The 20428-nt window shown below is 67.5% G+C and carries 20 protein-coding genes and 1 tRNA gene; 15 read left to right on the forward strand and 6 right to left on the reverse strand.

Annotated features, from left to right (window positions below; translation table 11 throughout):
* Positions 1-85: 85 nt before the first annotated feature.
* The 9 genes from ABZX37_RS17205 (at position 86) to ABZX37_RS17245 (ending at position 9731) form a co-directional block, all read left to right on the forward strand.
* Positions 86-1534, forward strand: coding sequence for an aldehyde dehydrogenase family protein (locus ABZX37_RS17205; RefSeq protein WP_354740506.1), 1449 nt, complete (start codon positions 86-88; stop codon positions 1532-1534).
* A gap of 151 nt (positions 1535-1685) precedes the next feature.
* A complete protein-coding gene (locus ABZX37_RS17210; RefSeq protein ID WP_354740508.1) occupies positions 1686-3140 on the forward strand; it encodes a 4-hydroxyphenylacetate 3-hydroxylase N-terminal domain-containing protein in 1455 nt (484 codons plus the stop codon).
* 18 nt (positions 3141-3158) lie between these two features.
* Entirely contained in the window at positions 3159-4160 is a 1002-nt protein-coding gene (locus tag ABZX37_RS17215) for an amidohydrolase family protein (protein ID WP_354740510.1), read from the forward strand.
* An 11-nt stretch (positions 4161-4171) separates the two neighbouring features.
* Complete coding sequence (locus ABZX37_RS17220; RefSeq protein ID WP_354740512.1) at positions 4172-5188, forward strand: hypothetical protein; 1017 nt, start codon at positions 4172-4174, stop codon at positions 5186-5188.
* 2 nt (positions 5189-5190) lie between these two features.
* Complete coding sequence (locus ABZX37_RS17225; protein WP_354740514.1) at positions 5191-5859, forward strand: 4-carboxy-4-hydroxy-2-oxoadipate aldolase/oxaloacetate decarboxylase; 669 nt, start codon at positions 5191-5193, stop codon at positions 5857-5859.
* Positions 5859-6506, forward strand: coding sequence for an RraA family protein (locus tag ABZX37_RS17230; protein ID WP_354740516.1), 648 nt, complete (start codon positions 5859-5861; stop codon positions 6504-6506). The genes ABZX37_RS17225 and ABZX37_RS17230 overlap by 1 nt, the downstream gene beginning before the upstream one ends.
* Entirely contained in the window at positions 6503-7141 is a 639-nt protein-coding gene (locus ABZX37_RS17235; protein WP_354740518.1) for a 4-carboxy-4-hydroxy-2-oxoadipate aldolase/oxaloacetate decarboxylase, read from the forward strand. Before ABZX37_RS17230 ends, ABZX37_RS17235 begins: the two co-directional genes overlap by 4 nt.
* A 5-nt stretch (positions 7142-7146) precedes the next feature.
* Entirely contained in the window at positions 7147-8109 is a 963-nt protein-coding gene (locus ABZX37_RS17240; RefSeq protein WP_354740519.1) for a flavin reductase, read from the forward strand.
* An 11-nt stretch (positions 8110-8120) separates the two neighbouring features.
* Positions 8121-9731: an FAD-dependent monooxygenase gene (locus ABZX37_RS17245; protein WP_354740521.1), complete on the forward strand. Its 1611-nt coding sequence runs from the start codon at positions 8121-8123 to the stop codon at positions 9729-9731.
* 60 nt (positions 9732-9791) lie between these two features.
* Here the strand turns inward: ABZX37_RS17245 and ABZX37_RS17250 are convergent, their stop codons facing one another.
* Positions 9792-11168: an aldehyde dehydrogenase family protein gene (locus ABZX37_RS17250; protein WP_354740523.1), complete on the reverse strand. Its 1377-nt coding sequence runs from the start codon at positions 11166-11168 to the stop codon at positions 9792-9794.
* 55 nt (positions 11169-11223) lie between these two features.
* Positions 11224-12375 (reverse strand): helix-turn-helix domain-containing protein, encoded by a 1152-nt coding sequence (locus ABZX37_RS17255; protein WP_354740525.1) that lies wholly within the window; start codon positions 12373-12375, stop codon positions 11224-11226.
* A gap of 32 nt (positions 12376-12407) precedes the next feature.
* Here ABZX37_RS17255 and ABZX37_RS17260 point away from each other — a divergent pair, with 32 nt between their 5' ends.
* Entirely contained in the window at positions 12408-14060 is a 1653-nt protein-coding gene (locus tag ABZX37_RS17260; protein ID WP_354740527.1) for a thiamine pyrophosphate-binding protein, read from the forward strand.
* Between the two features lie 207 nt (positions 14061-14267).
* Here the strand turns inward: ABZX37_RS17260 and ABZX37_RS17265 are convergent, their stop codons facing one another.
* Positions 14268-15062, reverse strand: a complete 795-nt coding sequence (locus tag ABZX37_RS17265) for a MerR family transcriptional regulator (RefSeq protein ID WP_354740529.1) — start codon at positions 15060-15062, stop codon at positions 14268-14270.
* A 20-nt stretch (positions 15063-15082) separates the two neighbouring features.
* Positions 15083-15568 carry a VOC family protein gene (locus ABZX37_RS17270; protein WP_354740531.1) on the reverse strand — a complete coding sequence of 162 codons (486 nt, stop codon included), beginning with the start codon at positions 15566-15568 and terminating at the stop codon, positions 15083-15085.
* 137 nt (positions 15569-15705) lie between these two features.
* Between ABZX37_RS17270 and ABZX37_RS17275 the strand changes: the two genes are divergently transcribed.
* Positions 15706-15924 carry a hypothetical protein gene (locus ABZX37_RS17275; RefSeq protein WP_354740533.1) on the forward strand — a complete coding sequence of 73 codons (219 nt, stop codon included), beginning with the start codon at positions 15706-15708 and terminating at the stop codon, positions 15922-15924.
* Between the two features lie 76 nt (positions 15925-16000).
* On the opposite strand, the gene ABZX37_RS17280 is transcribed toward ABZX37_RS17275, so the two are convergent.
* Positions 16001-16082 (reverse strand) — tRNA-Tyr (locus ABZX37_RS17280).
* A 118-nt stretch (positions 16083-16200) separates the two neighbouring features.
* Here ABZX37_RS17280 and ABZX37_RS17285 point away from each other — a divergent pair.
* Positions 16201-16692 carry a YajQ family cyclic di-GMP-binding protein gene (locus ABZX37_RS17285; RefSeq protein WP_354740535.1) on the forward strand — a complete coding sequence of 164 codons (492 nt, stop codon included), beginning with the start codon at positions 16201-16203 and terminating at the stop codon, positions 16690-16692.
* Positions 16693-16736: 44 nt separating this feature from the next.
* Here ABZX37_RS17285 and ABZX37_RS17290 read toward each other — a convergent pair whose 3' ends face one another.
* The gene (locus ABZX37_RS17290) at positions 16737-17438 is read right to left on the reverse strand and encodes a hypothetical protein (RefSeq protein WP_354740537.1); all 702 of its coding nucleotides are present in this window, start codon (positions 17436-17438) and stop codon (positions 16737-16739) included.
* Between the two features lie 199 nt (positions 17439-17637).
* On the opposite strand from ABZX37_RS17290, the gene ABZX37_RS17295 reads away from it, so the two are divergent.
* The 3 genes from ABZX37_RS17295 (at position 17638) to ABZX37_RS17305 (ending at position 20409) form a co-directional block, all read left to right on the forward strand.
* On the forward strand, positions 17638-18786 hold the full coding sequence (locus ABZX37_RS17295) for a sialidase family protein (protein WP_354740539.1): 1149 nt from the start codon (positions 17638-17640) through the stop codon (positions 18784-18786).
* Between the two features lie 74 nt (positions 18787-18860).
* The gene (gene rfbA, locus ABZX37_RS17300; protein ID WP_354740541.1) at positions 18861-19742 is read left to right on the forward strand and encodes a glucose-1-phosphate thymidylyltransferase RfbA; all 882 of its coding nucleotides are present in this window, start codon (positions 18861-18863) and stop codon (positions 19740-19742) included.
* A gap of 19 nt (positions 19743-19761) precedes the next feature.
* The gene (locus tag ABZX37_RS17305; RefSeq protein ID WP_354740543.1) at positions 19762-20409 is read left to right on the forward strand and encodes a hypothetical protein; all 648 of its coding nucleotides are present in this window, start codon (positions 19762-19764) and stop codon (positions 20407-20409) included.
* Positions 20410-20428: the final 19 nt, after the last annotated feature.

Consider the following 20428-nt stretch of genomic DNA (forward strand, 5'->3'; position numbering starts at 1 on the left):
TCGCTGAGGCGATGAAGCGAGGGCTCGCGCCGACCTAGCATCGCGGCGATCTCCGCACCCGCACCAGGATTGGCAGGCGACGCACATGGCCCGGTGGGATATCCGCGAGGCAGACGGGCAGATCTACTCCGGCGGTTGGCGCGCCGGAGGGGGAGGGACGCAACCGGTTGTCTCGCCGGGTGACGGCGGGAAAGTCGGCCTCGCGGGCATCGCCGACCAGCACGACGTCGAGCGGGCGGGAGCACGCGCCGCGCAGGCGCAGGCTGAGTGGAGCGGAGCGTCGTACCGGGTGCGAGCCGACGTCCTTACCCGCGCTGCGGACGCGTTGCGCGACATCCGCGCCGACGTCGAGGACGTGCTCGTGCGCGAAAGCGGTTCGCTGCCTGCCAAAGCCAAGCACGAGGTCGACAAAGCGATCGACGAACTGATCGCGGCAGCCGGGCTGGTCACGATGTCGCAGGGCGATCTCCTGCCCGTGGAAGACCCGACGACGCTGGGTTTGGCCCGGCGAATCCCCGTCGGTGTCGTTGGAGTGATCGCGCCCTGGAACGCGCCGTTGATGCTCGCCATGCGCTCGGTCGCCCCGGCGATCGCGCTGGGCAACGCGGTGCTGGTCAAGCCGGACGTGAAGACCGCTTTCTCCGGCGGCGCGGTGCTCGCGCGCATCTTCGAACAAGCCGGTTTGCCGGACGGCGTACTGCACGTGCTGCCCGGTGGCGCGGCGACCGGCGAGGCTGTCGTGCGTTCGCCGCACACGAACGCGATCTCGTTCACCGGCTCGTCCGCCGCGGGCCGCCGGGTCGGCGAGATCGCGGGCGGCCTGCTCAAGCGGGTAGTGCTCGAACTCGGCGGCAACAACGCGTTCATCGTGCTGGCGGACGCTGACCTCGACCGCGCCGTCGCCGGTGGCGTCGGCGGGACTTTCCGGCACCAAGGCCAGATCTGCATGGCCACCGGACGGCATCTCGTCCACGAAAGCATCGCCGACGAGTACGTCGAACGGCTCAAAGCAGCGGCGGAGAAACTGCGGCTCGGCGACCCGAAAGCACCCGGGACGACCCTCGGCCCGCTGATCACGACCGCGCAGGCCGAGCGGGTGCACGGCATCGTCGAGGCCGCGGTCGCCGGGGGAGCGCAGGTCGTGCACGGGGCCACGCACGACGGCGCGTTCTACCAACCGACCGTGCTGGACGGCGTAACAGCTGACAACGCGGCTTTCCGCAGTGAGATCTTCGGCCCGGTCGCTCCGGTCACCCGCTTCTCGACCGAAGAAGAAGCGCTCGAACTCGCCAACGCGACCGAATACGGCCTGTCCGCGGCTATCCACAGCCGCGACGTCGCGCGCGCCCTCGGCTTCGCTTCGCGGTTGCGTGCCGGGATGGTCGCGCTCAACGGCCAGACCATCTACGACGCCGCGCACATCCCGATGGGCGGCCTCGGCGCGTCCGGCAACGGCGGACGGCACGGCGGGCACTGGAACCTGGACGAGTTCACCTACTGGCAATGGGTGACGGTGCCGACGATCCAGCGCTGAGCGTTTCCGACACCGCGTCGGACTTTCCTACACGGTGTCGGACGCCCGCGGCGGAGATTCCCGCAGCGGACCGATTCCGCGGCGCCGCGATTTCCGTAGCTTCGAATCGTCGCCCGGTGCGGGCCCGTCAAAGACAAAGGAGTCGGAGTACATGGACATTTCCGGTGCCACCGGGGCGCTGACCGGCGAGCAGTACAAGAAGAGCCTCAACGACGGCCGAGAGGTCTGGCTCGACGGCAAGCGCATCGAGAATGTCGCGGAGCACCCGGCGCTGAAGCCGACCGTCGACGAGTTCGCCCGCCTGCTCGACCTGCGGTTCGCCACCCCCGAGGGGCGGGCGGCGACCCTGTTCAAGTCCGCGGAGACCGGCAACGAGGTCAGTTACGCGTTTTCGCTGCCGAAGACCCCGGAGGAATTGCGCGCCAAATTCGCCGCGTCGGAATGGTGGATGCGGGAAAGCCTCGGGCAGCTCGGCCGTTCGCCCGACTTCATGTCGAATGTCGCGGCGGGTCTCGCCGATTACGCCGACGAACTCGACCAGAACCGCGAAGGTTTCGGCCAGAACGCCCGGGACTACCGCCGGTTCGCGATGGAAAACGACCTCGTCCTGACGCACGCCCTCGGCGACCCGCAGATCGACCGCAGCGCCAGCCCGCTCGACGACCCGGACCTCGCCCTGCGCGTGGTCGAGGAGCGCGAGGACGGCGTGATCCTGCGTGGGGCCAAGCAACTCGCGACACTCGCGCCGTTCTCCCACGAGGTGCTGGTGTACCTCAACGGCGTCACCGCCGCGCGCGGTGCGGAAGACTTCGTCATCTGGTTCGCGCTGCCGATGAGCACGCCGGGCCTGAAGATCCTGCTGCGCGAACCGCTCGGCGCGCCGGAGAGCGGTCACTCGCACCCGCTCGGCAACCGGTACGACGAGCAGGACGCGATGCTGTTCTTCGACGACGTTTTCCTGCCGCGCGAACGCATCTTCCTGCTCGGCGACTCCCTGCGCGCGCTCAAGGGCCTCGGCCGGATCAACGTCTGGAGCCTGCAGAGCACGCACATCCGCTTCCTCGCCCGGATGAAGTTCTTCACCTCCGTCGCGAAGAAGCTCGCGCACTCCATCGGCGTGGACACTTTCCGCGGCATCCAGGAACAGCTGGGCGAGCTCATTTCGTATGTCCAGACGCTCGAACTGGCGATCAAGGGCGCCGAGGCCGACGCCGTCGTGACGCCGGGCGGGCACCTCGCCCCGAGCAATACCAACGGCGTCGGCTTCTGGTCGGCGGACATCTCGGCGCGGATGGTGCAGATCTTGCGCCAGGTCGCCGCGTCCGGCCTCATCATGCAGCCGACCGAAGCCGACCTCGCGAACCCGGAGCTGCGTCCGTTCCTGGACCTCTACATGCGCGGCCACGACATCGGAGCGGCGGAGAAGGCACGGCTGTTCCGGCTCGGCTGGGAGCTCGCCGGCTCGAGTTTCGGGATGCGCCAGGAACTTTACGAGTACCTGCACCGTGGCGACCCCGGCGCGGGCCGCACCCGGCTGCTGCGCTTCTACGACACGTCGGCGACGGACGCGCGCGTCGACGAACTCATCAGCAAGCCGCTCGGCTGAGACCGCAAGGAGCATCCCGTGATCATCGACGTCCACGGCCACATGTCCGCGCCGGACTCCTACTACGCCTGGAAAGCCTCGCTGCTGTCGCACCGCGGCGCGCACGGCGGCAAACCGCCCGCCATCAGCGACGACGCGCTCGCCGCCGCGTATCACCACCCGCACCCGAGCTTCGGCGACATCTCGCATCTGGCGCACCTCGACGGCGCCGGGATCGACCTGCAGATGATCTCGCCGCGCCCGTTCCAGATGATGCACAGCGAACGGCCGGCCAAGCTCGTGCAGTGGTTCACCGAGGAGACCAACAACCTCATCCACCGCGCGACCGAGCTGTTCCCCGGCCGGTTCAAGGGCGTCGCCGGACTCCCGCAGAGCCCGGACCTGACGCCCCGCGACTGGACCGCCGAGCTGCGCCGCACGGTGACCGAACTCGGCTTCGTCGGCGCGATGCTCAACACCGATCCGTACGAGGGCACGGAAACCCCGCTCGCGCTCGGCGACCGGTACTGGTACCCGGTGTACGAGGTGCTGTGCGAACTCGACGTGCCGGTGCTGCTGCACGCCGCCGGGTGCAAACCGCCCGCGCGCGAGCCGTACAGCCTGCACTTCATCCAGGAAGAAACCATCGCGGTGTGGAGCCTCGTGAACTCCACCGTGCTGAAGGATTTCCCGGACCTCAAGGTGATCGTCTCGCACGGCGGCGGCGCGATTCCGTACCAGGTGGGCCGTTTCCTGCCGTCGGTGGTGCGCACCGGAGTGTCCTATCTGGACAAGCTGCGCCGGCTGCACTTCGACTCCTGCCTGTACACCCAGGACAGCCTGGAGCTGCTGATGAAGGTCGTCGGCACCGACCGGGTGCTGTTCGGCTCGGAGAAACCCGGCACCGGCTCGCAGATCGACCCGGACACCGGCCGCTGGTTCGACGACATCCACCTGCTCATCGACGACATCGCCTGGCTCGGCGACAAGGAGCGCGCCGACGTCCTCGAGAACAACGCCCGCGCGCTCTTCCAGCTCTGAGGGGGAAGGTCATGACCGAGATCGTCGCCGGGTTCGGCACCTCGCACGGACCGCAGCTGAAGGCACCACCGCCGCACGCCTGGGATACCCGGGGCACGGCGGACCGCGCCAGCAAGGGGCTGAAGTTCCGCGGCGAGACCTACAGCTACGAGGAACTCCGCGAGCTGCGTGAAGACTTCACCGCGGAGATCACGCCCGAGGTGATGGCGCGTCGCTGGGAAAGCTGTCAGCGGTCGATGGACCGGCTCGCGGACTTCATCCGCACCCAGGACGTCGACGTCCTCGTGATCGTTTCCAGTGATCACAAGGAAACCTACGGCGACGAATGGCTCGCCCCGTTCTCGGTGTTCTGGGGCGACGAGGTCGCGCACGTGCCGTTCACCCAGGCGCAGCTCGACGCGATGGCTCCCGGCCTGGCCGAGGCCGCGACCGGCGACGTCCCGGACCGCACGATCATGCGGCCGACCCACCGCGCGCTCGGCAAGCACATCATCCAGTCCACCCAGGCCGACGACTTCGACACCGGGGCCACCGAGGTCATCCCGGCCGGGCGGTACGAGAACCACACCATTCCGCACGGCTTCGGCTTCATCTACCAGCGGTTCCTCGGCCAGGAATCGACGCTGCCGATGGTGCCGATCTTCATCAACACCTTCTGGGAGCCGAATCCGCCGGGAGCCAAGCGCTGCTACGACTTCGGGCGCGCGGTCGGCCGGGCGATCCGGTCGTTCCCCGGCGACCTGCGGGTCGGCGTCGTCGCTTCGGGCGGGCTCAGCCACTTCGTGATCGACGAGAAGCTGGACCAGGAGTTCATCCAGGCCCTGCGCGACCACGACGCTAGCTACCTGTCGAGCGTCCCGGCCGCCGAGATGCGGTCCGGTGCCTCGGAGTTGCGCAACTGGATCGCGGTCGCCGGGATCGCTGACGAAGCCGGTCTCGCCGTGACCAGTGTCGACTACGAGCCCTGCTATCGCACTGAAGCCGGCACCGGCAACGCGATGGGTTTCCTTACCTGGGAACGGAAGTGACCATGTCTCCCGAAGAGATCATCACCGCACTGCGCGGCCTCGACAGCTGCGCGGTTTCCGACGCGCTCGATACGCTGGGCTTGCCCGGCGCGGTTACCGCACTGAAGCCGATGTGGCCCACGGGCACCGTCCTGGCCGGTCGCGTACGCACTGTCACGGCTGCTCCCAAAGCGACCGCCGGACCGGCGACGCACATCGCCACCCCGCTGGTCGCGATCACCGAACCGGACGACGTCGTGGTGATCGACAACCACGGCCGCACGGACGTCTCCTGCTGGGGTGGCCTGCTCGCCGAGGCCGCGGTCCGGCGCGGCGTGGCTGGCGTGATCGTGGACGGTGCCTGTCGCGACGTCCAGGAGAGCGAGGCGCTGAAACTCCCGGTGTTCGCCCGCACGGCAGTTCCGGTCAGCGCGCGGGGCCGCATCGTGCAGGCCGCGATGGACGAGCGCATCCAGATCGCTGGTATCTCCGTTGCCCCGCAAGACTTTGTGCTCGCGGATGTCAATGGCGTCGTCTTCGTCTCCGCCGGAGATGCCGACCGCGTCATCGGCCTCGCGAAGCGGATCGCCGAGCGTGAAGCCCGGATGGCGGAGGCCGTCCGGTCCGGCCGTGACGTGCAAGAGGTCATGCACGATTCCCAATTCCCCTCAGTCACTGTGGAGCAGCGCTGATGTCTCTCCTCGACCGGTTCGCCGGGCTCGGCACCGCGACGGTCTCCGACGCCCTCGACAAGCTCAAGCGCCCCGGCAGCCTGCTCGGCCTTGCCCCGCTGGCGGACGGACAGCGCATGATCGGCCGCGCGTTCACCGTGCGGTATGTCAGCGCGCAGGTCCCGGCTGGCACGGTCGGCGACTTCATCGACCAGGTCGAGCCTGGTCAGGTGATCGTGCTCGACAACGACGGCCGCCTCGACTGCACAGTCTGGGGCGACATCCTGACCGCGGTAGCGCACCAGCGTGGCATCTCCGGCACGGTCATTGAAGGTGTCTGCCGCGACACGCATCGCGCGCTTTCCATCGGCTATCCGATCTACAGCCGCGGACGCTTCATGCGCACCGGCAAGGACCGGGTCGAGGTGGCCGAGGAGCGCGGACCGGTGACGATCGGCGGCGTGACCATCCGCCACGGGGACATCCTGCTCGGCGACTCGGACGGCGTGGTCGCGATCCCTCGCGACTGTGAGGACGACGTACTGGAGGTCGCCGAGATGATCCAGACGCGCGAAGAGGCGATCCTCGCCGCCGCTCTCGGCGGCGCGACGATCGCCGAAGCCCGCGCGAAGTACGGCTACCACGATCTGCAGCGGGCGGACGCATGACCACGTTGGCCGAAGACACCAAGGAACTGCTGACGCTCGGCACGGCCACACTGTACGAGGCGTCCGGTCTCGACTGCTTCCTGGACGCCGCGTTCCGGCCAGCCTGGGACGGCGCGCAGATCGTCGGCCGCGCGGTGCCGGTGTCCGCGCAGATCGGGGACAATCTGGCGCTGCATCACGGAATCGAGGCCGCTGGCCCCGGTGACGTTCTTGTGGTCGACGCAGGTGGCGCGCCGTTCGGGTACTGGGGCGAGGTGATGGCGGTCGCGGCGCAAGCGCGCGGCATTGGCGGCTTGGTCATCGACGGCGGCGTCCGCGACACTCAGCAGCTCGCGTCGCTCGGGTTCCCGGCGTTCAGCACGGCGATCTCGATCCGCGGCACGATCAAGAACTGGCCGGGGACGGTCGGCCGCCCGATCACCCTGCGCGGCAGGGTGGTTCACCACGGTGACATCGTCGTGGCCGATCGGGACGGGATCGTCGTGTTCCCGGCGGACGAGTACGACCGTGTCTTGGCCGCGTCCCGGGGCCGCGCGGAGAAGGAAGAGTCCTATCTGGACCGTCTGCGCGCCGGTGAGACCACTTTGGACGTCTACGACTTCCGCCATCTCGGCGTTCCGGACGGAGCGAGGTGACCACGATGACCTCCGACCAGCAACGGATCGACAGCTTCCGCCAGGCAGCCGGACGATTCGCTTCAGGTGTCACAGTAGTGACTACCGCGCTCGACGGGCACCTTTACGGAATCACCGCGACCTCGTTCGTTTCCCTTTCGCTGAACCCGCTTTTGGTGACGGTTTCGATCAATTCCCACAGCCCGATCCTCGAAGAGATCCGCGCGAGCGGGGTCTTCGCGATCAACGTGCTCGGCCGCCATCAGCAGGAGGTTTCCGCGTGCTTCGCCCGCCGTGGGCGCGGCCGGAGCAAAGAGCGGTTCGACGAGGTCGAGACGCACACCGAGGCTACCGGTGCCCCGGTGGTCACCGGCGCGTTGAGCTGGTTCGACTGCACCGTGCACACGATGCTCGGCGGCGGCGACCACATCATCCTCGTCGGCGAAGTCGTTTCGGCGGGCGGCGGGACCGGGCAGCCGTTGCTGTACTGGTCCGGTGAATACCGCGAACTCAACACGGCGGAAGAAGCCGAGGCGGACATCGGCCGGATCGCTGATTCGCTTTCCATTCAGCTGCATTTGCACGGCATGCGAACCGAACAGCTCCTGGAAGCGCAGCACGCGGTCGAACCCGCCGCAGCCGCGCTCGCCGCACGTGCCGCCGCCGACGACCAGGTCGCGCAATTGCGTGCGCTGGTCGAGGAGTCGGAGATGCACGTCCACGACGCCAGCCGGTACAACCCCTTGTCGCTGGAATTCCACGCCCGGCTTGGTTTGCTCAGCGGAAACCCGGCGATCGCCGCGTCGGTCGGCGCGCTCAACCGGCCGCGGGAAAGCGTGTATGCCGTGCATACCAACGCTGAGCGGGCGTCTCGGGCCGTCGATGCGCACCGCCGCATCCTTCAGGCCATTGAGGACCGTGACGAGGATGCTGCCCGTCGGTTGATGACTGAGCACCTTGGCGTGGTGGCGCAAGGAATGCCGTGCTGAACGGAGCAACCATGGACGCAGACGTCCTCATCGTCGGGGCAGGTCCGGTCGGTCTCGTCGCCGCACTCGACCTGAGCAGCCGCGGCGTGTCGGTGATCGTCGTCGAGGAACGGGAGTTTCTCGAACCTCCGAACGTCAAGTGCAATCACGTCGCCTCGCGCACCATGGAGAGCTTCCGTCGGCTCGGGATCGCGGCCGAGGTGCGCGCCGCCGGTTTGCCGCGCGACTATCCGCAGGACGTCGCGTTCCGGACCTCGCTGACCGGACGGGAACTGTCGCGCATCCCGATCCCGGCGAGCGGCGACCGGTACACCTCGCGCGTCGGCCCCGACACGAGCTGGGCGACGCCGGAACCGCCGCACCGGATCAACCAGACGTTCCTGGAACCGATCCTCGCCCGGAACGCCGCCGCCGCGCCCGGCGTGACCCTGCTCAACCGCACCCGGTTCCATTCGGTCGAGCAGGACGCGTCGTCGGTGTCGGCAGTAGTGTCCGACGACTCGGGCGAACAGACTCTGCGCGCTCGGTACTTCATCGGCGCGGACGGCGGCCGTTCGGCGGTGCGCAAGCAGATCGGCGCGAAGCTCAGCGGCGATCCGGTGCTCCAGCACGTGCAGTCCACCTGCATCCGCGCGCCGAAGCTGTACTCGCTGATGTCCGCCGACGAACCGCGGGCGTGGGGTTACTACACGTTCAACGCTCGCCGCGTCGGCCATGTGTACGCGATCGACGGCCGCGAAACCTTCCTCGTGCACACGTACCTTTCCTCGGCGGAGGAGATCGTCGACCGGGACGCGGCGATCCGCGCGATTCTGGGCGTGGACGAGGCGTTCGAGTACGACGTCGTGTCCAAAGAGGACTGGGTCGCGCGCCGGCTGCTCGCCGACCGGTTCCGCGACCGGCGGGTGTTCCTGGCCGGGGACGCTTCGCACCTGTGGGTGCCGTTCGCCGGATTCGGGATGAACGCGGGCATCGCGGACGTGCTCAACCTGACCTGGCTGCTCGGCGCGCATCTCGGCGGCTGGGCCGAGGAAGGGATCCTGGACGCCTACGAAGCCGAGCGGCGGCCGATCACCGAACAGGTGTCGCACTTCGCGATGAACCACCAGCGGAAACTCGCGCGGCCGGGACTTCCCGCCGCCCTGGAAGACGAGACTCCGGAGGGCGAAGCCGCGCGTGTGTCGTTCGGTGCCGCTGTGCGGGAGTTGAATGAGCCGCAGTTCGCCGCTGCTGGCTTGAATTACGGCTACGCGTACCACGATTCCCCGATCATCGCCTACGACGGCGAGGAAGCGCCCGGTTACACGATGGGCAGCTACACACCGTCCACTGTGCCCGGTTGCCGTGCTCCGCACTTCACGCTGGCGGACGGATGCTCGCTGTACGACCATTTATCACCCGGTTACACCGCAATATCCGGGCGCGGTGTAGATACCTCAGCGCTGTCTGTTGAAGCGGCAGGCCGAGGCATCCCATTCGCCGTGGTTGCAGTCGACGCGCTGCCGGACGAATATCTTTGCCCGATCACGCTGGTGCGTCAGGACCAGACGGTGGTCTGGCGAGGTGCTCCGCCCGACCGGGCGGCCGCGGCCGAGTTGTGGGAAAAGCTTCGCGGCGCTTGACCCTCCGGCCCACCGTGAAGGCCTCCTCGGGGAAATCCCTCGAGGAGGCCTTCACTGGTTTCAGCGGCGGATGATTTTGCTGGCCGCCATGGCTTTCAGGCCTTCGACGCCGAACTCCAGCCCGTATCCGGACGATTTGGTCCCGCCAAAGGGGATCGCCGGATCGACGCCACCGTGCTGGTTGATCCACACGGTGCCCGCCTCCATCCGCTGCGCCACCGCGTCGGTTTCGTCAGCGTCGGGACCCCACACCGAAGCACCCAGCCCCTGATCAGTGCCGTTGGCCCGGCGTACGGCTTCGTCCACAGTGGAGTACCGGAGCACCGGCAGCACCGGGCCGAACTGCTCCTCGTCCACTACCGCGGCACCGTCCTCGACGTCCGCGATGATCGTCGGCCGGTAGAACAGCGGCCCCAGTTCGGCAGCAGGCAGGCCGCCGGTGACGATCCGGGCCCCGCGCGCCCGGGCTTCTTCCACCAGCCGGGAAACGATCTCGAACTGCGCGGGATTCTGCACCGGACCGAGCCGGTTCGCCTTGTCCTGTCCTGGCCCCATCGGCGCCTTCTCGGCGCGTTCGGCCAGCGCGGAGACGACGTCGTCGTAGATCGTCTCGTGCACATAGAGCCGTTTGAGCGCGGCGCACACCTGGCCGGTGTTCATGAAAGCCGCCCAGAACAGCTTGTCCGCGACCGCGTCGACGTCCGTGCCGGGAAGCACGATCGCGGCGTCGTTCCCGCCCAGCTCCAGGGTGAGCCGCGCGAGGTTGCCCGCCGAGCTTTCGACGATCCGGCGTCCGGTCGCGGTCGAGCCAGTGAACACGATCTTGGCGATCCGCGGATGCGCGGCCAGCGCGGCGCCGACCTCGCGATCCCCGGAGACCGCGGTCAGCACGTCCGCCGGGAGGTGGCGGCGGAAGATCTCCGCGAGCGCGAGCACGCTCAGCGGCGTGTTCTCGGAAGGCTTGAGCACCACCGTGTTTCCCATGCGCAACGCCGGCGCGACGTGCCACACCGCGATCATCACCGGGAAGTTCCACGGGCCGATCGACGCGACGACGCCGAGGGGAACGTAGTGCTGTTCCGCTCCGTCCGGCAGCGTCTGCGGTTCGAGCACCGTGTCCGCGGCGGACCGGAGCCAGTGCGCGGCGCCGTGCGCCTCGCCAGCGCCGCCGGCTTTGCCTTGCTCGGCAGTGACGATCTCGCCGAGTTCTTCGGCGTGCGCGTCGATGTCGTCGGCGATGGCGTGCAGGATTCGCGAACGTTCAGCGTGCCCCAGCGCGGCCCATGCCGGCTGAGCCGTCGCGGCAGCGGCGATCGCGGCGTTCAGCTGGTCGACCGTGTGCACCGGTGCGTGGCCGACGACTTCCCGGGTCGCGGCGTCGAGGATCGGCCGCCCGCGGTCGTCGGCGACCGAGACGGTGGTCAGCAGTGCGTTCATGCGGGACCCTTCCGTAAAAGTTCACATTGAATATAGTCAATTGGGGGCGATGGGGCTAGCGAAGACCGGCGAGCGTCGCGATCCGCAGGCCGGTGTGGAGTTCCCGGCGTACTTTCCCGTCGGCGAGATCGACATCGGCGACTGCGCGCACGCGATCCAGCCGGTAGTAGAGGGTGCTGCGGTGGACGTGCAGGGTCAGTGCGGTGCGCTGGGCGTCGCAGCCGCAGTCGAGGTAGGTCTCGAGGGTCTGCGCGAGATCCGGTCCGGACTGCGCGTCGAGCAACCGTCGTACGGCATCGGGGAGATCTGCGATGTCGACGTCCTCTAGCGGGAGTTGCAGCAGCAGTCGGTCCAATCCCAGCTCTGACCAGTGGGTCACGCAGCCGGTGTCGCCGCCGCGCAAGGCGATCCGGGCTTCCCGCAGCGAGCGGTGCACTCCGGACAGCGGCGCGTGCGCTCCGCCGGCCCCGGCGTGCAGGCCGGAAAAGGCGGGCTGGGCAAGGAGGGCTGACAGCCGCTCGGTGTCGATCTCGTACGGCACCAGCAAGATCGCTTCGCTGCCGAGCACCGCGCCGACCGCCTTCAGGGTCGGGAAGACGGGAATGCTCGACAACGCCCGGTCCAGCACGAGCCGGAGCGTCGCCGAACTGGGCTCGGCTCGGGGCGGGGTCGCGATCGAGATCACCGTGTAGTGCGGGACGGGGGAGAGCAGGCCGCTCGCGAGCAGTTCGTCGGCGGCCCGGACGCGCTGGTCGTCGTTGCCTTCGAGGAGCGCGGCGAGCAGGCGTCGCGCGCGGTCCTCGTCCTCTCGGTTGCCGAGCGCCATGGCGGCCAGCAGCAAGCCGATCTGCGCGCGACGGTCGCGCAACTCGTCGTCGTCCTCGTAGGCGGAGTCGTCGTCCTCGGGGATCGTCGAGGACAGGTAGCCGACGAGCCGTCCCTCGTGCCGGACCGGCGCGACCAGCCGGGACTGCCCGCCGTCGAGCGGCGGAATCCGGACCGGGTCCGGCGCCTGGCCGACCCGGTAGTCCCGGATGGACTCGCGGGCGCGCGAAGATCCTTTGTGGGACAGGATGATCGCCAGCCGGGCGTGGTCGACGTCCTGGTCGTGCACGCTGAACGCGATCACCGTGAAGTCGACGTCGAACACGATGATCGGCCTGCCGAGCCGGTCCGCGTAGGCCTGCACCTGTCCTTCGAGAGTCATGCTCGCCTCTTCCGTTGCCAGCTGCCCGAGATTTGATCTATATTCATTATAGACATTTGACGAGAGGGATCCGCATGGCACAGATGACAGGCGGTGACGCGCTCGCCAGGGCGCTCATCAGCGAGGGCGTCGACACGGTCTTCGGCATTCCCGGAGTCCAGCTGGACGGGCTCACTGACGGCATGTACCGCAAGCGCGACGAGCTGGAGCTCGTGGTTCCGCGGCACGAGCAGGCGACCAGTTACATGGCGGACGGCTATTACCGCGCTTCCGGACGGCCGGGTGTGGCGATGGTGGTGCCGGGGCCTGGGGTGCTGAACGCTGGGGCCGGGATGGCGACGGCGTATGCCTGCTCGTCGCAGGTGATGCTGCTGGCAGGGACGATTCCTTCGCCGCTGGTCGGGTCTGGGCTTGGGGCGCTGCATGAGATTCCTCGGCAGACCGACACGGTTCAGGGCCTGACTAAGTGGTCTGCCCGGCCTAAGCGGGTTGAGGAGATTCCGGATCTCGTGCATGAGGGATTCCGGCAGATGCGGACTGGGCGGCCGCGTCCGGTTGCGCTGGAGCTGGGGCCGGATTTGCTTCACGCGGTTGCGGATCTTAAGCCGGGGGAGCCGTTTGGGGTTCGGGAGCCGGAGGCGCCGGAGCGGGATGTCGCTGAGCTTGCCCGGTTGCTGGGGGCTGCCGAGCGGCCGGTGATCCATGTCGGGGGTGGGATGCGGGATCCTCGGGCGTTCAAGCTGTTGGCTCGGCTTGCTGAGTTGCTGGACGCGCCGGTGGTGATGAGCGAGAACGGGCGCGGGGCGATTGACGCTCGGGATCCGCATGCGTTGCCCGCGTTCGCCCTGTGGGAGCTGCGGTCTACGGCGGATCTGGTGGTTTCGTTCGGGAGCCGGTTCCTTACGCCGTTCGGGCAGCAGCTGAATATTGGTGACGCTCGGCTTGCGTTGGTCAATATCGATGCGGCTGATCTTCGTCCGCCTCGGCGGCCGGATCTTGCCGTTAATGCTGATGCGGTGGCGGTGTTGGAGGCGTTGGTCGAACGGCTCTCGCCTCGTGCTTCCTGGGGGGTTGAGCTGGTTCGGCTTCGGGAGGATTGCGAAGTCCGGATCCGGAAGCAGGCCGGGCCGCAGATGGAGTTCGTCGACGCGATTCGTGCCGCGTTGCCGGAGGACGGGGTTTATGTCAACGAGTTGACGCAGATCGGCTACGTCTCGACGTACGGGTTTCCGGTGCAAGCGCCGCGGTCTTATGTGTGGCCGGGTTATCAGGGCACGCTCGGCTACGCGATGCCGACCGCGCTCGGCGCCGCGGTGGGAGCGGGCGGACGTCCGGTAGTCGCGGTGACTGGCGACGGTGGGATCGGCTGGTCTCTGCAGGAGTTCGCTACGGCTAAGAAGTACGGGATTCCGTTGGTGACTGTGTTGTTTGAGGATTCTCGGTTTGGGAATGTGTGGCGGATTCAGCGGGATACTTATGGTGGTCGGTTCATTGGGTCGGATCTGACTAATCCTGATTTCGAGCTGCTTACTCGGGCGTTCGGGTTGGATTTTGCGCTCGCTGAGGATGCTGCTGCGGTGGAGAAGCATGTGGCTGCGGCGATTGCGGCTCGGCGTCCGGCTGTGGTGAAGGTGCCGGTTGATGTGTTTCCTTCGCCTTGGCCGTTGATTCACGAGAAGCACTGATCGCTGTCGGCTCGTCGCCTGGCGGCGACATTGCGTTTGGGTGGGGGCCACCACCCCGAAGTTTGATTGTGCTGACGGTTCGGGGGTGCTTGTCAAGGCGGGAAAGATGCCTTGACAAGCACCCCCGAACCGCAGGGAAGGCTTCGTATCGGGGTGCGGGGGAGGGGCTGGGTGCCTCGATAGTCGGGTGCACCGGTGCGGGGGTGGTTACTCCCAGACTGCTGTTTCTGGGTTCACTCCGTGTGCGATCGCGTTGGCGAAGATGACGTCCCGCAGCCAGCTCGCGAGTCCGGGTGCCAACGCGTCGTAGTACTCCGTGTATCCGGTCTCATCCACGAACTTTCGCCCGATGCACACGTGCATCGAATGCGTGCAGTCGAAGTAGCGCGACAGCGTTGCTCGGTGCCGCTCCGCGAGGGTGTTCGCCTCCGGTGTCCCGGGCTCGATCCCAGCTCGCCGTGCTGTGGTGAGGTCCGTGTGGAGGGTCTCGTGTTCGGCCGCGGCTTCCTGCCAGTCTTGCGGGGTCAGGTCGGTGGTTCGCTCGCGGTATTCCGCCCACTGCTTCGTGTCGCCCCAGCGTTCCGCGGCTTCGTCTACCCACTCTGGGTTCCAGTCGGATCCGAAGATCTCGATCTGTTCCTCGGCGGTCAACTGCATCCCGCCGCGGGTGGCCGCTGCCATGCGGTCGACGGCGGAGACCATGTGTTCCAGTTGCTCGATCCGCTCCCGCAGTTCGCGGCGCTGGCGGGTCAGGTGGGCGTGCGCGTCGGCGGTCGGGTCGTCCAGGAGGCGGCCGATTTCCGACAGGGGGAAGCCGAGCTCGCGGTAGACGAGAACTCGGTGCAGGCGCGCGATGTCGTCGGCGGAGTACACGCGGTAGCCGGACCTGGTGCGCTCGCTCGGGCGCACCAGGCCGACCGCGTCCCAGTGGTGCAGGGTTTTGACACTCACGCCGACGAGCGTCGCCGTGCGTCCGACAGTGAGGCCGTCTTGCTCGGTCACGGCCTCAGTGTCGCAGCTCACTACCGTGGGACGTCGATCCCCACGGCGCGCATCCGCTCCGCGACGGGGCCGTCCGGGTCGATCGGCTCCGCCGCGGTCATCACGACCTTCGTGCCTTCCGGCGTGACGACCGTCAACTCCCGCGAGTTCCACGGCATCAGCTCCGGTCCGCTCGTGCAGCCCGGCGTGATTTCCTCGCACCGCTTGGCGATTTCGTCGAGTTCGCCGAGCACGCAGGAGAAACTGACGCTGGCCTCGCTCGGAACCGCGGGCGTCCCCGGCTTGAGCAGCACGTCCTGAAACGCCCAGCGGCGCAAGTGCACGACCTGGCCGGGCAGGGTGAAAAGGTTGTCGAAGCCGAGCCCGCGAAGCCAGAAATCAGTGGAAGCTTCGAGGTCGGCGGTGGGCACGTTGGGAAACATCGGCATCCCGTAGAAGCCGAGGTAGTTGCCCGGGGACACCGCGTCGTAGGCGGGCATCGGAACCGGTCCGCGAAATTCGTTCATGCCGACGAGCGTGCGGCCTCCTGCCGCAGGAGGGTCAAGCCCATCCGCAGCGGCCGGGCGGGTTTCTCCGACATACGTGCAGAGCCTTCGACGACTGCCAGAGCATTTCGACGTCGCCAGGCAAGGAGGGAGGTTCAGTGGATTTCGTCCAGTGCCAGACGGACGCGGGATCCGGCTCGCCGCCGGGAGTCTCGTTCAGTCCGCTGTGGACCTTCGACCCGGAAACCACGCAACTCTCACCCGGTGACTGCACAGCGGCCCAGGGTGACGAGACCCGCTTGGAAACCGATACGGCCACCTGGCCCGATGTCCTGAAGCAACCCATGGACAGCGCCGCGACCAAGCTCGCCTGCTGACCCTGAGCGCGTCCGAGGCCAGCCGGGCAACACAAAAGCACCCCGTGACCTGGTCGGTCCCGGGGTGCTCTGGGGGTGGCAGGTGAGGGATTCGAACCCCCGAAGGCTGAGCCGTCTGATTTACAGTCAGATCCCTTTGGCCGCTTGGGTAACCTGCCATGGCCGGGCGAACCGGCCGGAAAGAAGGATACCCAACGGTCCGGACGGCCGGTCAACCGGGATGCCCCGGCGCTACGCTGGGGGTCCCTGACGAGCTGAGACAAGGTGTGAGGACACGTGGCGGATCCCTCTTTCGACGTGGTGAGCAAGGTCGACCGCCAGGAGGTGGACAACGCGCTGAACCAGGCCAGCAAGGAACTGGGCACGCGGTTCGACTTCCGCGGCACCGGAACCGGCATCAGCTGGTCCGGCGAGGAAGCCATCGCGATCGAGTCGGAGACCGAAGAGCGCGCCCTCGCGGCGGTGGAGGTCTTCAAGGAGAAGCTGATCAAGCGGAACATCTCGCTGAAGGCCTTCGAGGCAGGCGAGCCCGCGATCTCCGGCAAAATTTACAAGATCAGCGGCAAGATCCTGCAGGGCATCGCGTCGGACAAGGCGAAGCAGATCGCGAAGTTCATCCGCGATGAAGGCCCGAAGGGCGTGCAAGCCCAGATCCAGGGCGACCAGCTGCGGGTGTCGGGCAAGAAGAAGGACCAGTTGCAGGACGTGATCTCCCTGCTGAAGGGCGAGGACTTCGAGATCGCGCTGCAGTTCACCAACTACCGGTGACTCGCGGGGCCTGCTGGCGTCCGGATCAGGATTCCAGCAGGCCCTCAAAAGGCGGTAAAGGTCCAGTCCGCCTCGAACGTCTCCACCGCCACATACGTGGGTCCGGTGAGCGGGAACTCCCCGGTGGTCTCGCCGATGTGGTTCACCGCCAGATGCGGATACCCGTCGACCAGGACCCAGACTCCGTTCGAGCCCTTCGAGCCGGTGAAGAACTTCCCCCAGGTCGTGTTCGGGGGCACCGCCAGGACCGCGTCCCCGTGGCCGTTGTACGGCTTGCCCGGTTCGACGACCGGCACTCCGCGGTAGTCGGTGATCGTCGCGGTCCACGAGCCCTTTGCCTCGACCGTCAGCGTGTGCACCGATTTGCCGCCGGGGGAGACGTTGAACCAAGCCGTCCCGTGGTAGGCGTCGCTGTCGTTGACCAGCAGGCCTTCCGTACCGTCCGTCGTCACGGCGACGTGCCCGGTGCACTTCGGACAGTCGAAGGTCAGGAACCCCGAGACCCCGGACGGCCAGGTCAGCGGAACTGTCGCATTGTTCTTGCCCTGGTGGGTTTCCGTCGGGTTCTCGGCCAGGCGAGGCTTGTCCGGTTGTGGCGGCGGAGGCAGCACCGGCGCGGGGACGTCGCTGGGCTCGTCCGGCATCTGGCGCACGATCGCCCCGACACCCGACGGCTGCAGCGAGCACGACGCGGTGATCGCCACCGCCGCGCAGACGGCGGCGAGACGCCCGATGGTGCGGCGCATGGTTCCCCCTAGCGTGCCCCGACGGGGCCTCCGGATGATCTTTCGTCACGCTCCGCCCGGTCGTTACGCAGCGGGTGCCCCTGAACAGCCCAGCGATCTCCTCGAAGGGGTGGACTCACGCGGGTGACCAGGCGAAATCGATGGTGTCGAGCCGACCACGTGGTGTAATCGCCCGTCTGATCGTGAGAGGAGTTCCTGGATGCGCCGCTGGACCCCCGTGCTTGCTTTCCTCACCTCGCTGGCGGTCCTCGTGACCGTGCTCGCGCCGGTCGCGGAAGCAGCGGGCAAGAAGCTGCTCGTACCCGGTTTCGGCTCGTACCCGAGGCTGGTGCGGCTGGAGTACTCGCCGTTCGGTCGCGGGAACATCATCGCGGCGCTGACCAGCGAGGACGGCAACGGCCGGTTCGCGCCGATCCTCGAAAGCACCGACGAGGGCGAGACCTTCCACCGGATCAGCGAGATCCGCGACCCGGACGCCAAGTTCGGCCAGTGCTGCGGAACCCTCTACGAACTGCCGCAGCGGGTCGGCCGGCTGCGCGCGGGCACGCTGCTCTGGGCGGCGACCTACCGGCAGGACTCGGGCCCGCAGCGCCGGATGGGGATCAAGGTGTGGGCCAGCCGCGACGGCGGCCGCAACTGGCGGTACCTGTCCGAAGCCGCGCTCTCGCACAACCACGACGGCATCTGGGAGCCAGAGTTCACCGTGGACGCCGGCGGCACGCTCTGGCTGCACTACGCCGACGAGACGCAGGCGCCGAAGTACGGCCAGGTGCTCAACCGCGTCGCGTCGACCGACGGGATCAACTGGGGAACCAAGCAGCTCACGATGGCCATCGGGCCGTCCAGGGTGCGGCCGGGCATGCCGAACATCCGCAGGCTGCCCGACGGCCGGTACTGGTTCGGCTACGAGATCTGCAACTACCGCGACCGCTACTGCGATCCGTATTACAAAATCTCCGCCGACGGCGCGAACTGGGGCGACCCGGCCGACCCCGGCACCAGGGTGAACACCGCGAACGGCTACTACTTCCAGCACGCCCAGACCACCACCCTGTTCCCCGGCGGCCCGAACGGCGTACGGCTGGTGATGGTCGGCCAGATCTACACGCGGGCCGACGGCACTCCGGTGTCCGGAAACGGGCAGACGCTGCTGGCCAACGACAACTTCGGCGCCGGGAACTGGTACGAACTCCCCGCGCCGGTGCACATCACCGGCATCTACAACAACTACTGCCCCAACTATTCGTCCACCGTGCTGCCGGTCGACGGCGGGAAGAACGCGCTGGAGATCGCCACCGAGTACGCGAACGGCTGCCAGGCGTATTTCGGCAAAGGCCCCGCGTTCTGAGTTGAGCGGAGTCTCAGACGGCCTCGAAGCTCACTCGGTACGGTGAACACCACCACCGCACGTGAGGAGGGGCTGTGAAGGGCATCGTGCTCGCCGGGGGCAGCGGAACCCGTCTGCACCCGATTACGCAGGCCGTGTCGAAGCAGCTGCTGCCGGTCTACGACAAACCGATGATCTACTACCCGATCTCGGTGCTGATGCTGGCCGGGATCCGGGAGATCCTGATCATCTCGACGCCGGCCGACCTGCCGAACTTCCGCCGTCTGCTCGGCGACGGCAGCCAGTTCGGCCTGTCCTTCTCGTTCGCGGAACAGCCGAGCCCGAACGGCCTCGCCGAAGCCTTCGTGATCGGCGCGGACTTCGTCGGCGACGACTCGGTCGCGCTGGTCCTCGGCGACAACATCTTCTACGGCCAAGGTTTCTCCACCACCCTGCGCACCGCGGCGACCGACCTCGACGGCTGCGTCCTGTTCGGGTACCAGGTGAAAGACCCCGAGCGCTACGGCGTCGGCGAGATCGACGAGAACGGCACCCTGCTGTCCATTGAGGAGAAGCCGGAGAAACCGCGGTCGAACAACGCGATCACCGGGCTGTACTTCTACGACAACGAGGTCGTCGACATTTCCCGCAACCTGAAGCCCTCGGCGCGCGGCGAGCTGGAGATCACCGACGTCAACCTCTCCTACCTGCACCGCGACCGCGCCAAGCTGATCGAGCTGAGCCGCGGTTTCGCGTGGCTCGACACCGGCACGCACGATTCGCTGCTGGAGGCCGGTCAGTTCGTGCAGGTGCTGGAACACCGGACCGGCGTGCGGATCGCGTGTCTGGAAGAGGTCGCGCTGAAGATGGGCTTTATCAGCGCGGACGAATGCCATGCGCTGGGGACCAAGCTGGCCAAGTCGGGGTATGGCGAGTACGTGATGAACGTGGCTTTGCTCGCGGGGGCGCAGAGCTGATTCCTGCTGGAGGGGAATTGTGAGCTACGACCTGGGGGTCTGGGCTGGGGATGCCGATGATCCGCAAGCCCGCTACGTCCGTCTTCGCGAAGGCGCGGGCCCGGCTGACTCGTCGCTTGACGGGTTCTGCCGCGACCTGACCGCGAAATACCCGGAACTGCACGAGGCTTCGGACCCTGAAGAATCCCCATGGAGCGCGGCGATCGAGCGCTCCGGCGATGGCGCGGTACTGACGATGCAACACCCGCGCGCGGCCGAGGTGACGCGCGTTGTCCTTGACCTGGCCCGAAAACACGACTTGACGGTGTTCAACCCGCAGACCGCCGAGGTGCACCGGCCGAACGTGCTGGACCTGACCATGTGCGACGGCTCCCGAGTGGAAAACCCCGACGCAGCGGGCATCAAGGCGGCGCTGGGCCGGTTGTCGGCGAAGAACTGGTACGCGGTCTTGGAACGCGGCGATCACTATGTCCAAATAGGACAGGGCAAGTTCGCGGCGGCTCCGAAGGGGGAGTTCGCGCTGGAGCGTCGGGACGGGTCGCCGGAACGGCATTACCGTACGGAGGCTGGGAACTTGGCGGAGGTGGTGGCAGCGTTCACCGGCTTCGCGGAGGGCGACTCGGCTTGGGTGGAAGGCTTTGAGTGGGAGAAGGTCGACTTCTCCTGACGTGCCGTGAAGGGCTCCT

Source organism: Amycolatopsis sp. NPDC004079, from assembly GCF_040610415.1.
In the GTDB taxonomy this organism is placed as follows: Bacteria; Actinomycetota; Actinomycetes; order Mycobacteriales; family Pseudonocardiaceae; genus Amycolatopsis; species Amycolatopsis halotolerans.

Bases quoted from the DNA above. Each gene is read 5' to 3' on its own strand.
- ABZX37_RS17205 (WP_354740506.1), top strand. From the start codon at position 86: ATGGCCCGGTGGGATATCCGCGAGGCAGACGGGCAGATCTACTCCGGC.
- ABZX37_RS17210 (WP_354740508.1), top strand. From the start codon at position 1,686: ATGGACATTTCCGGTGCCACCGGGGCGCTGACCGGCGAGCAGTACAAG.
- ABZX37_RS17220 (WP_354740512.1), top strand. From the start codon at position 4,172: ATGACCGAGATCGTCGCCGGGTTCGGCACCTCGCACGGACCGCAGCTG.
- ABZX37_RS17225 (WP_354740514.1), top strand. From the start codon at position 5,191: ATGTCTCCCGAAGAGATCATCACCGCACTGCGCGGCCTCGACAGCTGC.
- ABZX37_RS17230 (WP_354740516.1), top strand. From the start codon at position 5,859: ATGTCTCTCCTCGACCGGTTCGCCGGGCTCGGCACCGCGACGGTCTCC.
- ABZX37_RS17235 (WP_354740518.1), top strand. From the start codon at position 6,503: ATGACCACGTTGGCCGAAGACACCAAGGAACTGCTGACGCTCGGCACG.
- ABZX37_RS17240 (WP_354740519.1), top strand. From the start codon at position 7,147: ATGACCTCCGACCAGCAACGGATCGACAGCTTCCGCCAGGCAGCCGGA.
- ABZX37_RS17245 (WP_354740521.1), top strand. From the start codon at position 8,121: ATGGACGCAGACGTCCTCATCGTCGGGGCAGGTCCGGTCGGTCTCGTC.
- ABZX37_RS17250 (WP_354740523.1), bottom strand. From the start codon at position 11,168: ATGAACGCACTGCTGACCACCGTCTCGGTCGCCGACGACCGCGGGCGG.
- ABZX37_RS17255 (WP_354740525.1), bottom strand. From the start codon at position 12,375: ATGACTCTCGAAGGACAGGTGCAGGCCTACGCGGACCGGCTCGGCAGG.
- ABZX37_RS17270 (WP_354740531.1), bottom strand. From the start codon at position 15,568: ATGAACGAATTTCGCGGACCGGTTCCGATGCCCGCCTACGACGCGGTG.
- ABZX37_RS17290 (WP_354740537.1), bottom strand. From the start codon at position 17,438: ATGCGCCGCACCATCGGGCGTCTCGCCGCCGTCTGCGCGGCGGTGGCG.
- ABZX37_RS17295 (WP_354740539.1), top strand. From the start codon at position 17,638: ATGCGCCGCTGGACCCCCGTGCTTGCTTTCCTCACCTCGCTGGCGGTC.